This is a genomic window from Oleiagrimonas citrea (assembly GCF_012395255.1).
Lineage (GTDB): Bacteria > Pseudomonadota > Gammaproteobacteria > Xanthomonadales > Rhodanobacteraceae > Oleiagrimonas > Oleiagrimonas citrea.
Map to the genome: position 1 here is coordinate 429,825 of NZ_JAAZQD010000003.1, position 14,451 is coordinate 444,275.

Here is a 14,451-nt window from a genome sequence, read left to right on the forward strand (position 1 = left end):
GGGGCATGCATGCAATACAGGCAGGTATGCAGTCGCAGCGGTTTTCACAGGGTATGTGTACTCGTGCTGGCGCTGCTGTGCGCAGGATGCGGACCGACACCCGGCCGTCTCTCGGATATCCGCGAACGCGGCACGCTGATCGTTTTGACGCGCAACGCGCCGACGACCTACTACATCGGCCGTAATGATCGGCCGCAGGGGACCGAATACGAGTTGGTGAAGGATTTCGCCCACTCGCTGGGCGTGAAGCCGAAATTCGTGTTCAAGAATTCGATCGCCGAGCTGCTGAAGGCGCTGGACGACGGCGAGGGCGACATGATCGCCGCGGGGCTGACGCGCACGCCGCTGCGGCACCGGCGTTTCGAATTCGGTCCGGATTACCAGCAGGTGACCCAGCAGGTCGTTTGCCGGCGCGACGACGCACAGCCGGATTCGGTCGCCGAACTGGCCGACGTCGACTTGGAGGTGGTCGCCGACAGCAGCTATGTCGATCGTCTGCGCGCGCTGCGCAAGAAGCATCCCGGACTGCACTGGCGGGTGAACGCCACCGAAGGCACCGAGCAGCTGCTGCGCAAGGTCTGGGCGGGCAAGCTCGCATGTACGGTGGCCGACTCGGACATCGTCGCCATCAACCGGCGCTATTTTCCCAATCTGACGGTGGCGTTCGATCTCAGTCCGCCGCAATCGCTGGCCTGGGTGCTTCCGCGCGGCTCCGATGCGCTGCGCAAGGCGATGGACGGCTGGATGACGAAATACCGCGACAGTGGACGTCTGCAGCACCTGATGAAGCATTACTACGGTCTGGCGGCCGTGTTCGACTACGTGGACACGCGCACCTACGTGCGGCGCATCGAAAGCGTGTATCCCGAGTTCGCCGGGTTGTTCCTGCAGGCGGCGGATGTCTATGACTTGCCGCCGATGATCCTGGCTGCGCAGTCGTACCAGGAGTCGCACTGGAGGCCCGATGCGATCAGCTCGTCCGGCGTGCGCGGCATGATGATGCTCACGCGCAACACCGCCAGCGCGCTGGGCGTGAAGAACCGGCTCGATCCGGCCGCGAGCATCCGTGGCGGCGCGCGCTATCTGGCGCGGATGCGGCGACGATTGGGGCCGAACATCCGCAAGCAGGATCGGATCTGGTTCGCTCTGGCCGCGTACAACGTCGGGCTGGGGCATGTGCGCGACGCGCGGCGGCTGACCAAGCGGCTGGGACACGATCCCGATCGCTGGGCAGACGTCAGCAAGGTGTTCCCGCTGCTCAGCGAATCACGCTACTACCGCTCGCTCCCGCACGGTTACGCACGCGGGCTGGAGCCGGTTCGCTATGTCCACCGGATCCGCAATTACGCTGACATTCTCCGCTACCGGCTGAATATGGTGGACGAACCGGAGAATCTCGCGCTCGATGACGATCAGTAGCGGCGCCAGGTCATCAGGCGACCGCGGAACGGCGCATTTTCCTGCGGGTCGAAACGCATGCGCTGCTGTTCGAGGGCGTATCCCTGTTCGATCAGCATGCGCGACAGGCGGTTGGCGTGGCCCCGTCCGGGATCGGTGATGATGATCTCGGCTTGCGGTCGCGCGTGCTGCTTCAGCACGTCGGCCAGCAGGGCTACGTGCTGGGCTTCGTACAGGATGTCGCTGCCGATGATCAGGTCGAAGGTGCCCAGTTCCGGCGAGGGTACCTGCCAGTCGAGCGCATGGAAGGCGATGTCGGGCAGCTGGTTGCCACGGCTGTTGATGGACAGGAACTCGGCGGCCAGCGGGTGGTAGTCGCTGGCGGTGATGTTCGCACCACGGCGGCTCAGCACCAGGCTGGACAGTCCCAGACCGCAGCCCAGTTCGAGAATGCGCTTGCCCTCGATCTCGTGGGCGCACATGTGGTCGGCCAGGACGCGTCCGGCGGGCCACAGATGGCCGAACAGGCTCCATTGCGCCGAGGAGATACCGATGCGTTCGGCGGCGTGATCGGGGTCGTCGAACTGCTGCAGGTCTTTCAGGGCCTGCAATCGGTAGCCGTGACCGCCGAGATCGATCTGGAGTTCGCGCGTGAGGTATCCCGACATGAGACGCTCCTGAAGAAGACGGACACCCCGCAGTGGGGCGGTAAGCAAAAACGGAGCGAAACGGGGACTGCGCGCGGCGGACCGGCGATTCGCAATAGATTGTGCAACGGCTCGATTCTAGCCGAAGTCCGCCTCCCGCGCCGGTGTGGGGGCCGCCGTACAGCGTGGGGCGCTCATGCGAGCCAGTTGCCATGGCCCATCCGAGCCACACCGCGGCGGCCCGTACGCAGACTGATGCTCAGGTCCAGAACGTTTTCTCGACCGAACTCGTCGACCTGTAGGGAGACGCGGAACCTGCTCATCGACGATGGCCGTGTCGGCGGCGCATCCGATGTCATCAGCCAGCTGTCACTGAGTGCGTGATCTTTTTGCCTTGACTGGGTGGTCTGTGCTCCCTGTCCGAGGGTTCTATGCATAGAGGATCAGGTCGGAGCAGCGTAGCTGGGATTCAAGGCGCAAGACACGGAAGGCTGGCTCGAACCGGGGGGCAGCGGGCAGGCGTTTGCCCCGATGACCGGCCCCTCGTTCAGGTCACTGCGCGGTACCGCGCATGCTTCACGCAGTCGCCGACGGAGTTTCATTGCGCTGTGGAAAGGGGTGCTGCCAGGCGTCGAGCGTCTCCAGTCGCGCGTTCCAGCGTTGCACGGCCGGGAACGCGTCCAGCGGCAGCTGCATCGACTGCGCGTACGGCAGGGCGACCGCCACGGCGAAGTCGGCCACGCTCAGGCGCTCGCCGACCAGCCAGGTGCGTTCGCTCAGATGGGCGTCCAGGACGGCGGCGTGGGCATGGAAATGCTTCATCGCGCGCTCGACCTTGTCCGGCGCGGGGGGCGCATCGGCGAAACGCCGTTTGACGATGTGTTCGAAGTACAACTCGCCGCAGGTACGGCCGAAATGCTGCTTGTCCCAACTCAGCCAGCGCAGGATCTCGATCTGGCGTTCGGCGTCGTCAGGCCACAGGTCGGCGCCGGCGCGCCGCGACAGTTCGCACATGATGGCGTCGGCTTCCCACAGCGTGCGTTCGCCATCGACCAGCGTCGGCACCTTGCCGTTCGGATTCAGTTTCAGATAGTCCGGCGTCTTGTGCTCGCCGCGCGCCAGATCGAGGTAGACGTACTCGACCGGCGCATCGAGATGGGCCGCCACGGCACAGGCTTTTCGCGGCGAGAGTACGTCGGAATAGTAGAGCTTCATGCGGGCGACTCCTGGTTCTGCGGTTCGTATGACGAGTTCGGCAAGGGGGCGATGCAGGGACCGCCGGCCAATTGGTGGAGGTTGTGCACGGTGGTCTCGCCGAGTTCCTCGACCAGCGATTTCTGCACCGCTTGCCAGGTCGGCAGCGCTGTTTCCAGTGTGTGCCGACCGTGCGCAGTGAGCGTGGCGATTCGGCTGCGCGCATCCTCGGGATCGGCACGCAGGGTCAGCAAGTCGCGCTGCGCGGCGACGGCCAGATTGCGGCTCATGGTGGTGCGCTCGATATCGAGCAGATCGGCCAGCGCGCCCACGCTCTGCGGGCCGGCAAGGCGCAGCGCGGCGAGGATGGTGAACTGCGTCGCGCGCAGGCCGTGCGCGCGCAGCGCCTGGTCGAAACGCCGCGTGATGCGCCGTGCGGCGCGGCGCGAGGCGAGGCAGGCGCAACGCGTGGTTTCGAAGAGGGAAGTGCGATCATCCATCAAATATGTATATACACATATTTGCCCCAAAGCAACGGAACGAACGGTCGAGTCGTGAGCCGTCAGGTGCCAGGAAGCGTTCGCAGGTGTCGCTCGATGGCGAACACGTGAGTGTCATCGTCGCCGAGTTCGCGCAGGGCGTCGGCCAGCCGCAGCAAGTAGTCGCGGTTGCTGCCGCTGGGGCCTTGCGCCTGCGCTATGTGGCGGGCGATATCGGCTTCGCTGGCGGGTCCCAGGTAGGCCGCATTGTCGTCGCTGGCGATGTAGACCAGACCTTCAGCGTGGTCGCCGTCATCGAACGTCATCTCCGTGGTGAAGCGCAGATAGCCGTTCTTCTCACGCACGTCGAGGTGCGTGAATACATCGGGACGGATGCGGTAGGCCATGCCCGCGCATACGTTGCCCGTCTCCGGGACCAGCGTGGCCACGCGACCGGGCGCGTCGGGCGTGCCGCGGTGGTCGTGCGAACCCTGCCAGAAGCGTCGCGCCCAGCCGCGGATGCGTGCCGGGCGGCGCTCGATGTACGGGAAGTCGGCCTTGTAGATCAGCGAGCCGTAGCCGAACAGCCACACGTTATCGTGTCCGCTGAAGTCATGCCGGTGCCGGTTGGTTTCGGTGGTGTCGTGGGACATGCGGCAGAACTGGGGACGCGATGCGGTGGATCAAGGCGAGGACGGCGAGGCGGCGTCCGGTTTGGGCTTGCCGACGAACAGCAACGTCTCGTTGTCGCGCGTGACCATCTGCAGGCGCGGCGCGGCGGTGGTGCGGATGAGCGACAGCTGCGGCGTCTGCTGCAGCACATGCAACGCGGCCTTTTCCATGCGGTTCAGTGCCGGATCGGCGCAGGCCATCATGGTGTGCAGCAAGCCGTCCACCTTCAGTGCGCCATCCTGCACGCGATAGGTGCCGCCGATGGCGTTGCAGGCGTGCTCGACGTGCATCTGCGTGCCTTCAAACACGATCTGCAGCGGCGGATGGCCCGCGGGCATCAGCGCGTCGAGCGGCGCACCGGCCGCGGTGCGTGCCTCCTGCAGCGTCCAGACATAGCGCGGCAGGTCCTGACCCATGCGCGCGGTCGAGGCTTCGGGATGGTGCAGGACCGGCGTGACGACCGGGTGATCGGCCTGCTGATGCGAACAGGCTGTCAGCGGTAGGGCGATGAGGGCGGCGGCGATCCAGTAGGGGGTGAGGCGCATGGTCCGTGGCTCCTTGGTCCGTGATTCTTCCAGCGTACATCCTTCTGCGTCACGGCAGCTGAATGCGGCTGGATTCGTTCTCCGCGAGTCGACAGACTATGCGTCATGGGAATAGCCATTGTCTGGTTCCGCCGGGACCTGCGCCTGCAGGATCATCCGGCCCTCGCCGCCGCGGCCGCGCGTCACGAACGCGTGCTGCCGGTGTACATTCATGCACCGGACGAGGAGGGCGAGTGGGCGCCCGGCGCGGCCAGCCGCTGGTGGCTGCATCATTCGCTCGACGCCTTGCAGCGTGACCTGCATCGTCATCGCGGCGAACTGCATTTGCGCGCCGGTCCCAGTCTGCAGACGCTGCGGGCGCTGATCGAGTCCAGCGGCGTGGAAGCGGTGTACTGGAACCGGCTCTACGAACCGGCGCTGGTGGCGCGCGATACCGAGATCAAGAAGGCGCTTCGCGAACAGGGTCTGCATGTCGCCAGCTTCGACGCGGCGCTGTGGCGCAATCCGTGGCAGGTGCTGACCAAGCAGGACGAACCGTACCGCGTGTTCACGCCGTTCTGGCGCAATCTGCGCGCGCAACTCGGCGACGATCCGCCGCTGGACACACCCAGCCCCCTGCGGCTGGAAAAGGCCGAAGGCAGCGTGACGCTGGACGCGCTGGAACTGTTGCCGCGCTTGGACTGGGCCGACGGTTTCGGCGCGCACTGGACGCCGGGCGAGCGCGGCGCGAGCGACATGCTGGAGCGCTTCGCCGACGATGCCCTGCGCGGGTACGGCGAACTGCGCGACCGGCCGGCGCGCACCGGCACCTCGCGTCTTTCTCCGCACCTGCATTTCGGCGAGATCACGCCGCGCATGGCGCGGGCCGCGCTGCGCGAGCACGCTGATGCCGAGGGGGCGGACAAGGGCCTGGAACCCTACCTGCGCGAACTCGGCTGGCGCGATTTCGCGCACCATGTGATGTACCACTTCCCGCACAGCGTCGAACGCAATCTCAACGAGCGTTTCGACCGTTTCGCCTGGGTCGAGGACGACGCGGCGCTGGAGCGCTGGCAGCAGGGCCGCACCGGCGTGCCGCTGGTCGACGCCGGCATGCGCGAACTGTGGGCGACCGGCTGGATGCATAACCGCGTGCGCATGATCGTCGCCAGCTGGCTGACCAAGAACATGCGCCAGCACTGGCTCAAGGGTGCGCGCTGGTTCTGGGATACGCTGGTCGATGCGGACCTGGCCAACAACAGCCTCGGCTGGCAATGGGTGGCCGGCAGCGGCGTCGACGCGGCGCCGTATTTCCGCATCTTCAATCCGGTCACGCAGGCGCAACGCTTCGACGCCGACGGCGAGTACATCCGCCGTTGGGTCCCCGAGTTGCGCGACGCGCCGAAGAAACTGCTGCACGAGCCGTGGGCGCAGGACGGGTTCGCGTCGTCCTGCGGCTACCCGCTGCCGATGCTCGACATCAAGGCGTCGCGCCAGCGCGCGCTGGACAGTTACCAGGACATCCGCGACTGAACCGTGGGCGGGTCACTCGTGACTGTGGCCGGATGTCGCCGCGTCGCCGTCCTCGGTGGGTGGTTCGGGTTCGCTCGGGCTGCGCTTGAGTAGCATCGATAGCACTGGCGGCGTGACCACGGCGGTCAGCAGCGACATCGCCACGATCACCGCGTAGACGCGCTCGCTGAATACGCCGGCAGCCAAGCCCAGCGCCGCGATCACCACGCCGACTTCGCCGCGCGGCACCATGCCGAAGCCGACGATGGTCGCGCCGCGCTTGCCCAGCGCCAGTGCGCCGAGGAAACCGCCCAGCAATTTGGAAAGGATCGCGATGACGGTCACCACGATCAGCATCCACACAGCGTCCCAACTGGCCAGTTCGTTGAGGTTGATCTTTGCGCCGGTGACCACGAAGAAGAACGGCGTCAGCAGCGCCAGCAGCGGTTGCATGCGCTTTTCCAGGGTCTCGCGCTGCTTGGTCTCGGAAGCGATCATGCCGGCCAGGAACGCGCCGATGATGGCGGCCAGGCCGAATTTCGTCGACAGGAAGGCCAGGCCCAGACACAGCGCCAGGACGATGGTCAGCGGCGAATGCGAGCTGATCGGCTTGTCCAGCCAGTAGGAGCGCCGCCGCGCCATCTGCGTGCCGGCCCAGCCGAAGATGGCCAGGAAGCCGATCGCGCCCAGCAGCGTGAACAGCAACGACTGCACATTGATCTCGCCGCCGCCCTGCAGCGAGGACACCACGCCCAGCAGCAGCATGGCGAGGATGTCGTCGATCACCGCCGCACCGAGAATGACGCGGCTCTCCGTGCGCCGCAGTACGCCCAGTTCCTGCAGCACGCGCGCGGTAATGCCGGCCGAGGTGGCGACGAAGGCCGCGGCCACGAACATCGACTTGACCCAGGCGAAGCCCGACCCATGCGCCCACAGCACGCCGGCAATGAACGGCACGATGACGCCGAGCACGCCGACCAGGAAGGCGCTCTTGCCGACTTTCTTCAGGTCTTCCAGCCGGGTTTCCAGGCCAACCGAGAACAGCAGCAGCACCACGCCGATTTCGGCCAGCGCGTCGAGCGGCTGGCCGGCAGCGATCTGCGCCGGCGCGATCCAGCCGAGCAAGGACGGGCCGATGATGCAGCCGGCGGCGATCTCGCCGACCACACCCGGCATGCGCAAGCGCTGGGCGATTTCCGAGCCGACCTGGGCGGCGACGAAGATGATGAAGAGCGTCAGCAGGATGTCACTGGCGTGATGCATGGCGGAACGATTCCGTCAGGAGTGGCGTTGCCCCGATCCTACATGAGCGAAGGCCGCCAAAACATGCGCGTTCGGCCGCACGGCGCGCCCCCAGATTGGGGATGCCTGCGGTCGTCGGTGGATGTAGCGCTCAGGACACGCCGAACAGATGCATGGCGTCGAAGGCCAGATGCACCAGCACGCTGGCGACGAAGCCCAGCGCGATGGCCCAACTCCACTTCAGGTGGGTGCGGAAGGTGTACAGACCTCGTGACACGCCCATCAGCGCCACACCCGCGGCCGAGCCGACCGACAGCAGGCTGCCGCCGACGCCGGCCGTCAGGGTGATCAGCAGCCACTGGCCCAGATCCATCGGCGGGTTCATCTTCAGCACCGCGAACATGATCGGGATGTTGTCGATGATCGCCGACAGCAGGCCCATGCCGGTGTTGGCCAGAGTGAAGCCGATGCCGCCGTAGAGCAGGCGCGAGGCCATTTCCAGATAGCCGATCGCGGCCAGCCCGCCGACGCAGGCGAACACGCCGTAGAAGAACAGCAGTGTGTCCCACTCCGCGTTGGCGATGATCTTGAAGATCGAATAGCCCTTTTCCTCGACTTTGACCTGGCCGTTGGCCAGGGCGTAGCGGCGCAGACGGCGGTCGATGCGTGAGGCCACCAGGTTCAGCAGCGCCAGGCCGGTTAGCATGCCGAATGCGGTCGGCATGCCCAGCCACTGCTTGCCGACCACGGTCATGAAGATGGTCAGCGCGAAACTGATGCAGATGCCGATGCCACCGTGCTTGATGTGCGCCTCGCCGGACAGGCCCTCCGGCTTGCCGCGCGGCACCGCGAAGTTCATCGCCAGCGCCGGCACCAGCCAGTTGACCAGCGACGGCACCAGCAGGGCGAAGAAGTCGGCGAACTGGGCCTTGTGCGCCTGCCACACCATCAGCGTGGTGATGTCGCCAAACGCGCTCCAGGCACCGCCGGCGTTGGCCGCCACGACCAGGTTGATCATGGCCAGGGTGATGAAGCGCGCGTTGCCCGCGCCCAGCGCGAGAATCACCGCCGACATCACCAGCGCGGTGGTCAGATTGTCCAGCATCGGCGACAGGAAGAACGCCAGGGTGCCGGTGATCCAGAACAGCTGCCGGTAGCTGAAATGCCGCTTGGTGATCTGCGCGCGCAGCGCCTCGAACACGCCGCGTTCGCCCATGGCGGTGACGTAGGTCATCGCCACCACCAGGAAGAAGAACAGTTCCGAGTAGTCCAGGAACATGCCCTCGAAGGCGATCTTCACCGGCGAGGCCGCGTCGTGACCGGCGCCGACCTTCCACGCCAGCATGCCCCAGATCAGCGCGGCGGCCAGCAGCACCGGCTTGGACTTGGCGATCTGGATGCGTTCCTCGGCGACCACGGCGGCGTAGGCCAGCACGAAGAACAGCAGCGCCAGCCAGCCGATCGGATGGTGGGTCAGGTGGAAGTTCGCCTCGGTGGATTCGGCCATGGCGGCCGTCGGCGCGAGCGCCAGGGCGAAGAGGGCGATGATCGAGCGCATGCGGGGTCCTTGCATTGAATCGTCGCGTCCGCGCGCGGACGCGGGACGCAATGCTGCAAAGGTACGCGGTTTGCCGGTTCGCTGTCAGCCTGCGGTGTGCGGGCAGGTACACTTCGCGGGTCATTGAAGGAAAGTGCATCGATGTCGAACGATTCTGCCCACGCCGATCCCGCGCAGCGCGTCGAAGCGCTGCGCAAGCGCCTCGAAGACGCCAACTACCGCTATCACGTGCTCGACGATCCGGATATTCCCGACGTCGAGTACGACCGCATGCTGCGCGAGTTGGACGAACTGGAGACCGCGCACCCGGAACTGGCGAGTCCTGATTCGCCCTCGCGCAAGGTCGGCGCGCGCGCCGAAGGCGGTTTCGCCGAGGTACGTCATGCCATGCCCATGCTGTCGCTGGGCAACGCCTTCGAGCAGGAGGGCGACGACGACGCCACGCGCTTCGCCGAGGTCGGCGATTTCGTGCGCCGCGTCGAGCAGACCCTGGGCCGCAAGGACCCCGTGTTCTCGGTGGAGCCGAAGCTGGACGGTCTGGCCATCAGCCTGCGCTACGAGCACGGCGTGTTCGTGCAGGGCGCCACGCGCGGCGACGGCGAGACCGGCGAGGACGTCACCGCCAACCTGCGCACCGTGCGTGCGATCCCGCTGCGGCTGCGCGGCGAGGGCTGGCCGGACGTGCTGGAAGTGCGCGGCGAGGTCATCATGCTGCGCAAGGATTTCGAGGCGTTCAATGCCTGGGCGCGCGAACACGACGTCAAGCCACTGGCCAACCCGCGCAACGGCGCGGCCGGCTCGCTGCGCCAGCTGGACCCGGCCAAGACCGCGCAACGGCGCTTGAGCTTCTTCGCCTACGCGGTGGGTGTCGTCGAAGGCGGCGAACTGCCGGCCACGCATTCGGCCACGCTGCAGCGCCTGCGCGACTGGGGCTTTCCGGTATCGCCGCTGGTCGACACCGCCATGGGCTTCGAGGGCCTGATTGCTTATTTCCGCCGCATTGGTGCGCAGCGCGACAGTCTGCCGTACGACATCGACGGCGTGGTCTACAAGCTGGACGACTACGAAGGCCAGCGCGAACTGGGCTTTGTCTCGCGCGCGCCGCGCTGGGCCATCGCGCACAAGTACCCGGCGCAGGAAGAGATGACCGTGCTGGAGGACATCGAGATCCAGATCGGCCGCACCGGCGCGGCCACGCCGCGCGCGCGGATGCAGCCGGTGCAGGTCGGTGGCGTCACCGTCACGCACGCCACCCTGCACAACGCCGACCAAGTGGCGCGGTTGGACGTGCGCATCGGCGACACCGTGATCGTGCGCCGCGCCGGCGATGTCATTCCCGAGGTTGTGCGCGTGGTGCCCGAGCACCGCTCGCCGGACGCGCAGCCGTGGCGCATGCCCGAGACCTGTCCGGTATGCGGCTCCGAGCTGCTGCGCGAGGACGACAAGGCGGTCTACCGCTGCACCGGCGGCCTGATCTGCGCGGCGCAGCGCAAGGAGGCGCTGATCCATTTCGCCTCGCGCAAGGCGATGGACATCGACGGGCTGGGCGAGCGCTACGTCGACGCGCTGGTCGAACTCGAGATCGTGCACACCCCTGCCGACCTCTACGGCCTGACAGTCGAGGATTTCCTCGACATGAAGCGCCGCGCCGACGAACGCGACGGCACCACGCCGGAAACCGTCAAGCAGGGCAAGATCGCCACCAAGTGGGCAGAGAATCTGGAGGCGGCGATCCAGGCCAGCAAGCACACCACGCTGGCGCGTTTTCTGTTCGCCCTGGGCATCATGCACATCGGCGAAAGTACGGCAAAAACTCTCGCCAAGTGGTTGGGATCATTGGAAATGATCGAGGCCATGCCGGCGCAGATCCTGCGCGTTCTGCCTGACGTGGGCAGCGAGGTCGCGACTTCGATCGCGGCCTTCTTCCAGCAGTCGGGCAACCGCGACGTGCTCGACCAGCTGCTGGCGGCGGGTATCGAATTCAGCGACGTCGGCCCACCGTCGCCGCTGCTTGGCGAACGGCTTGACTTCAAGGTGCTGCTGAATCAGGCCGGCATACAGGGATTGGGACCGACCAACGCCGCGCGTCTGGCCGAGCAGTTTCCTACCCTGGACGCGTTGATCGAGGCGGGTCCCGCGCACTGGAGTTCGGCCGGCTTGCCGAAACCGGCGGTGGCCGGACTGGAAAATGTCCTGGCCGACGCGAAGCGCGTGGCGCGGCTGCGCAAGGCCGAGGCCGCGATGCGGCGTCTGCTCGACGCCGTGCCGGCGTCCGATGGCGCCGAAGAAGCCGATCAGCCGCTGGCGAATAAGACCGTCGTGCTGACCGGTACGCTGTCGACGATGACCCGCGACGAGGCGAAGGAAAAGCTCGAAGCGTTGGGTGCGAAGGTCAGCGGCAGCGTGTCGAAGAAGACCGACTTCGTGGTTGCCGGCGAGTCGGCCGGTTCCAAACTGGCCAAGGCGGAGTCGCTCGGTGTCGCGGTCTGGGACGAGGCGAAACTGCAGGATTTCCTGACCGAGCACGCAGGTGCGCAGGCGTGAGACATCATGACTGATCCGCAACCGGCGACGCCGCTGCGCGTCACGATTTCCTGCGCCGACCTGGACGCTTCGCTGGCGTGCTACACGGACGAGCTGGGCTTCCGGCTGGACATGATCATGCCGGCCGATGCACCGCGCATGGCGGAACTGTCCGGATACGGCCTCTCGCTGGGTCTGCGGCGCGTTGAGCACGCAGCGCATCCCGATGATGCCGAAGGCGGAGCGGAGACCATTCCGGCAGAGCGAGATGCCGTCGCTTCGACCGACTGGATCGTCGGACGCGCCGGGATGCAGTACCGCGACCTGATTCCGGGCCGGTGGGACGGGCGCGTCATCGCCTCGCATATTCGCATTCCCGAAGGCGGGCCGGTGCCCGATTACGTGCACTATCACCGGGTCGGCTTCCAGATGATCTTCTGCCGTCGCGGCTGGGTGCGCGTGGTCTACGAGGACCAGGGGCCGCCGTTCGTGATGCAGGCGGGCGACTGTGTGCTGCAGCCGCCGACGATCCGGCACCGTGTGCTGGAGGCGTCGCCGGGACTGGAAGTGGTGGAGGTCGGCTGCCCCGCCGAGCATGAAACCTGGCGCGATCACGCCTTGACGCTGCCGACTTCGGAGCGGCGTCCGCAGCGTTTGTTCGGCGGGCAGCGTTTCGTGCGCGCCGTGGCGACCGAGGCTCATTGGCAGGCTGCGTCGGCGTCGCACTGTCTGTATCGCGACACGGGTATCGCGGAGGCGACCGACGGCGTGGCCGATGTTCGGGTCCTGCGCGCAAATTCGGAGCAGGCATGCAGCGCGCCGGCATGGCTTCCGGAAGGCGGTGCGCGGTTCGTGTTCGTGCTGCGCGGGCGGCTGCGTATCCATGGCGTGGACGGTGCGCTGCGGGAACTGTCGGCCGACGGAGCATGCCTGCTCGTCGGTACGGATGCGTCGAAGTTCGAGGCCGTTGACGCCGATACCGAATGGCTGGATGTCTGCCTGTCGCCGCAGGCGCTGCAATCCTGACTGACGGTTCGGTGGGCACGACGGCGCGCGGCATCCGTGCCTTCCGGCAGACGTCGGCGGATCTGCATTCGGCTAGGCTGATCTGCGATCTATCAGGAGGATGAATCGGTGTCTGCTCACTGGATGACCTATGCGATGGCGGTGCCTCTCGTGGCGCTGCTGATCTGGCGCCGCATCAGCCGGCAGTTCGGCCGTCAGCCGGTGCGTCGCAAACGCATGCTCGCGCGGATCGCGATCCTGGCCGTGCTGGCCGCATTGCTTGGTCTGAGCGGACTGCGCGATCTGCACCTGCTGGAAGGGCTGGTGGGCGGCGTCGCACTCGGCGCCGTGGTCGGTCTGGTCGGATTGCGCCTGACGACCTGGACCGTGGATCCGCAGCGCGGCGATTGCTATATCCCCAATCGCTGGATCGGCGCGTTGCTGACCGCCGTGCTGCTGGGACGACTGTCATGGCGCTTCATCGTGGTCTGGCCGCAGGTCGAGGACAGCGCGCGTGCCGCCGGCATGACGCCGATCCAGCATGCCTCGACGCCGTTGACGCTGCTGGTGTTCGGTCTGCTGGTCGGGTACTACATCGTTTACTACAGCGGGTTGCTGATGCATCACCGCCGCTTTCTGCGCGAACGCAGCACCCGGCGCAACGAGGCGGCGCCCATGCCCGAGCCGCCCGCCTGATGCGTGGACCGCGCTGGGGTCAGTTCTTGTCGCGATCGTCCAGATTCGCGCGCCGCGCGGCGACGGTCGCCAGCGACGCCCAGTCGCGTTCGCCGCCGCCGCCGGCCAGCGCTTCCAGCAGCGCCTCGCGCGCCACGCCGGCGAAGGGCAGGGGCACGCGAGCGTCGTCGCCGGCTTCGAGCGCCAGCCCGACATCCTTGAATCCCAGACGCACCGGGAAGCCGGCGGGTTCGTAGCGCGATTCGGCGATCAGCTTGCCGTAGCCCTGGTAGGCCGGCGCGGCGAACAGCGTCTGCGTCATGATCTCGAGGAAATCGGCGGCCTCGATGCCGTGGGCGCGGGTCAGCGCCGAGGCTTCCGCCATGCTCTCGATGGCCGAGGCCAGCATGAAGTTTCCGGCGATCTTGGCCACGCTGGCGCGTACCGGATCGTCACCGAGCGGCCAGGTGCGCTGGCCGACGGCATCGAACAGAGGCTGCACGCGCTCGAGGCTGTTGCGGTCGCCTGCGCACACGACATGCAACTTGCCCGCCGCAGCCATGTCGGGACGGCCGAACACCGGCGCGGCGACATAGTGCACGTCGCGCGCCGTGTGCAGGTCGCTCAGTTCGCGCGCCAGTCGCACCGAGATGGTCGCGTGGTTGACGTGCACGCCGCCGGTCGGCAGCGCATCGAGTACGCCGCCATCCAGCAGCACGGCGCGGACGGCCGCATCGTCGGCCAGCATGCTCAGCACCACGCCCCCGGATGCGACCTGCGCGGGCGTTTCGGCAATGTGTGCGCCCTGCGATTTCAGTGCGTCCAACGGTGCCTGCGAGCGGTTCCAGACGGTCACGGTGTGTCCGGCGGAGAGCAGGTTGGCGGCCATGCCCTGACCCATGGCGCCCAGTCCGATGAATCCGACGTGCATGAGGGACTCCTTGCGATGCGTTGCGGGGAAACCCGGATTATTTCATGCGGCGTCTGTACGTACGGTGGATCGGTGTGGCGTCTTTCGACCA

13 protein-coding genes are annotated in these 14,451 nt (G+C 66.8%); 5 read left to right on the top strand and 8 right to left on the bottom strand.

Annotation, left to right across the window (positions count from 1 at the left end):
* Positions 1 to 9: 9 nt before the first annotated feature.
* Entirely contained in the window at positions 10 to 1,419 is a 1,410-nt protein-coding gene (gene mltF / locus HF690_RS09100; RefSeq protein ID WP_168609209.1) for a membrane-bound lytic murein transglycosylase MltF, read from the top strand.
* Here the strand turns inward: mltF and HF690_RS09105 are convergent.
* The 5 genes from HF690_RS09105 to HF690_RS09125 form a co-directional block, all read right to left on the bottom strand.
* Positions 1,413 to 2,066 carry a class I SAM-dependent methyltransferase gene (locus HF690_RS09105; RefSeq protein ID WP_113064748.1) on the bottom strand — a complete coding sequence of 218 codons (654 nt, stop codon included), beginning with the start codon at positions 2,064 to 2,066 and terminating at the stop codon, positions 1,413 to 1,415. The two genes, mltF and HF690_RS09105, sit on opposite strands and share 7 nt — an antisense overlap.
* A gap of 555 nt (positions 2,067 to 2,621) precedes the next feature.
* Positions 2,622 to 3,260: a glutathione S-transferase family protein gene (locus tag HF690_RS09110; protein WP_168609210.1), complete on the bottom strand. Its 639-nt coding sequence runs from the start codon at positions 3,258 to 3,260 to the stop codon at positions 2,622 to 2,624.
* Positions 3,257 to 3,739: a MarR family winged helix-turn-helix transcriptional regulator gene (locus HF690_RS09115; protein WP_168609211.1), complete on the bottom strand. Its 483-nt coding sequence runs from the start codon at positions 3,737 to 3,739 to the stop codon at positions 3,257 to 3,259. The genes HF690_RS09110 and HF690_RS09115 overlap by 4 nt, the downstream gene beginning before the upstream one ends.
* 62 nt (positions 3,740 to 3,801) lie before the next feature.
* Entirely contained in the window at positions 3,802 to 4,371 is a 570-nt protein-coding gene (locus HF690_RS09120) for a gamma-glutamylcyclotransferase (RefSeq protein ID WP_113064751.1), read from the bottom strand.
* 30 nt (positions 4,372 to 4,401) lie between these two features.
* Positions 4,402 to 4,935: an META domain-containing protein gene (locus HF690_RS09125; RefSeq protein ID WP_113064752.1), complete on the bottom strand. Its 534-nt coding sequence runs from the start codon at positions 4,933 to 4,935 to the stop codon at positions 4,402 to 4,404.
* A gap of 105 nt (positions 4,936 to 5,040) precedes the next feature.
* Here HF690_RS09125 and HF690_RS09130 point away from each other — a divergent pair, with 105 nt between their 5' ends.
* Complete coding sequence (locus HF690_RS09130; RefSeq protein ID WP_168609212.1) at positions 5,041 to 6,447, top strand: cryptochrome/photolyase family protein; 1,407 nt, start codon at positions 5,041 to 5,043, stop codon at positions 6,445 to 6,447.
* Positions 6,448 to 6,459: 12 nt separating this feature from the next.
* Here the strand turns inward: HF690_RS09130 and HF690_RS09135 are convergent, their stop codons facing one another.
* A complete protein-coding gene (locus HF690_RS09135; protein ID WP_113064754.1) occupies positions 6,460 to 7,689 on the bottom strand; it encodes a cation:proton antiporter in 1,230 nt (409 codons plus the stop codon).
* A 130-nt stretch (positions 7,690 to 7,819) separates the two neighbouring features.
* Positions 7,820 to 9,226, bottom strand: a complete 1,407-nt coding sequence (nhaD, locus tag HF690_RS09140) for a sodium:proton antiporter NhaD (RefSeq protein WP_168609213.1) — start codon at positions 9,224 to 9,226, stop codon at positions 7,820 to 7,822.
* A gap of 141 nt (positions 9,227 to 9,367) precedes the next feature.
* Here nhaD and ligA point away from each other — a divergent pair, with 141 nt between their 5' ends.
* The 3 genes from ligA (at position 9,368) to HF690_RS09155 (ending at position 13,450) form a co-directional block, all read left to right on the top strand.
* Positions 9,368 to 11,770: an NAD-dependent DNA ligase LigA gene (gene ligA, locus HF690_RS09145; protein WP_168609214.1), complete on the top strand. Its 2,403-nt coding sequence runs from the start codon at positions 9,368 to 9,370 to the stop codon at positions 11,768 to 11,770.
* Positions 11,771 to 11,776: 6 nt separating this feature from the next.
* Positions 11,777 to 12,775, top strand: coding sequence for a cupin domain-containing protein (locus HF690_RS09150; RefSeq protein ID WP_168609215.1), 999 nt, complete (start codon positions 11,777 to 11,779; stop codon positions 12,773 to 12,775).
* Between the two features lie 108 nt (positions 12,776 to 12,883).
* Positions 12,884 to 13,450, top strand: a complete 567-nt coding sequence (locus tag HF690_RS09155; RefSeq protein WP_338042894.1) for a CcdC protein domain-containing protein — start codon at positions 12,884 to 12,886, stop codon at positions 13,448 to 13,450.
* A 19-nt stretch (positions 13,451 to 13,469) separates the two neighbouring features.
* Here HF690_RS09155 and HF690_RS09160 read toward each other — a convergent pair whose 3' ends face one another.
* Positions 13,470 to 14,360, bottom strand: a complete 891-nt coding sequence (locus HF690_RS09160) for an NAD(P)-dependent oxidoreductase (protein WP_168609216.1) — start codon at positions 14,358 to 14,360, stop codon at positions 13,470 to 13,472.
* Positions 14,361 to 14,451: the final 91 nt, after the last annotated feature.

What these genes read in the sequence shown, in the direction of transcription:
- mltF (WP_168609209.1), top strand. Translation starts at nt 10, where the DNA reads ATGCAATACAGGCAGGTATGCAGTCGCAGCGGTTTTCACAGGGTATGT.
- HF690_RS09105 (WP_113064748.1), bottom strand. Translation starts at nt 2,066, where the DNA reads ATGTCGGGATACCTCACGCGCGAACTCCAGATCGATCTCGGCGGTCAC.
- HF690_RS09110 (WP_168609210.1), bottom strand. Translation starts at nt 3,260, where the DNA reads ATGAAGCTCTACTATTCCGACGTACTCTCGCCGCGAAAAGCCTGTGCC.
- HF690_RS09115 (WP_168609211.1), bottom strand. Translation starts at nt 3,739, where the DNA reads ATGGATGATCGCACTTCCCTCTTCGAAACCACGCGTTGCGCCTGCCTC.
- HF690_RS09120 (WP_113064751.1), bottom strand. Translation starts at nt 4,371, where the DNA reads ATGTCCCACGACACCACCGAAACCAACCGGCACCGGCATGACTTCAGC.
- HF690_RS09125 (WP_113064752.1), bottom strand. Translation starts at nt 4,935, where the DNA reads ATGCGCCTCACCCCCTACTGGATCGCCGCCGCCCTCATCGCCCTACCG.
- HF690_RS09130 (WP_168609212.1), top strand. Translation starts at nt 5,041, where the DNA reads ATGGGAATAGCCATTGTCTGGTTCCGCCGGGACCTGCGCCTGCAGGAT.
- HF690_RS09135 (WP_113064754.1), bottom strand. Translation starts at nt 7,689, where the DNA reads ATGCATCACGCCAGTGACATCCTGCTGACGCTCTTCATCATCTTCGTC.
- nhaD (WP_168609213.1), bottom strand. Translation starts at nt 9,226, where the DNA reads ATGCGCTCGATCATCGCCCTCTTCGCCCTGGCGCTCGCGCCGACGGCC.
- ligA (WP_168609214.1), top strand. Translation starts at nt 9,368, where the DNA reads ATGTCGAACGATTCTGCCCACGCCGATCCCGCGCAGCGCGTCGAAGCG.
- HF690_RS09150 (WP_168609215.1), top strand. Translation starts at nt 11,777, where the DNA reads ATGACTGATCCGCAACCGGCGACGCCGCTGCGCGTCACGATTTCCTGC.
- HF690_RS09160 (WP_168609216.1), bottom strand. Translation starts at nt 14,360, where the DNA reads ATGCACGTCGGATTCATCGGACTGGGCGCCATGGGTCAGGGCATGGCC.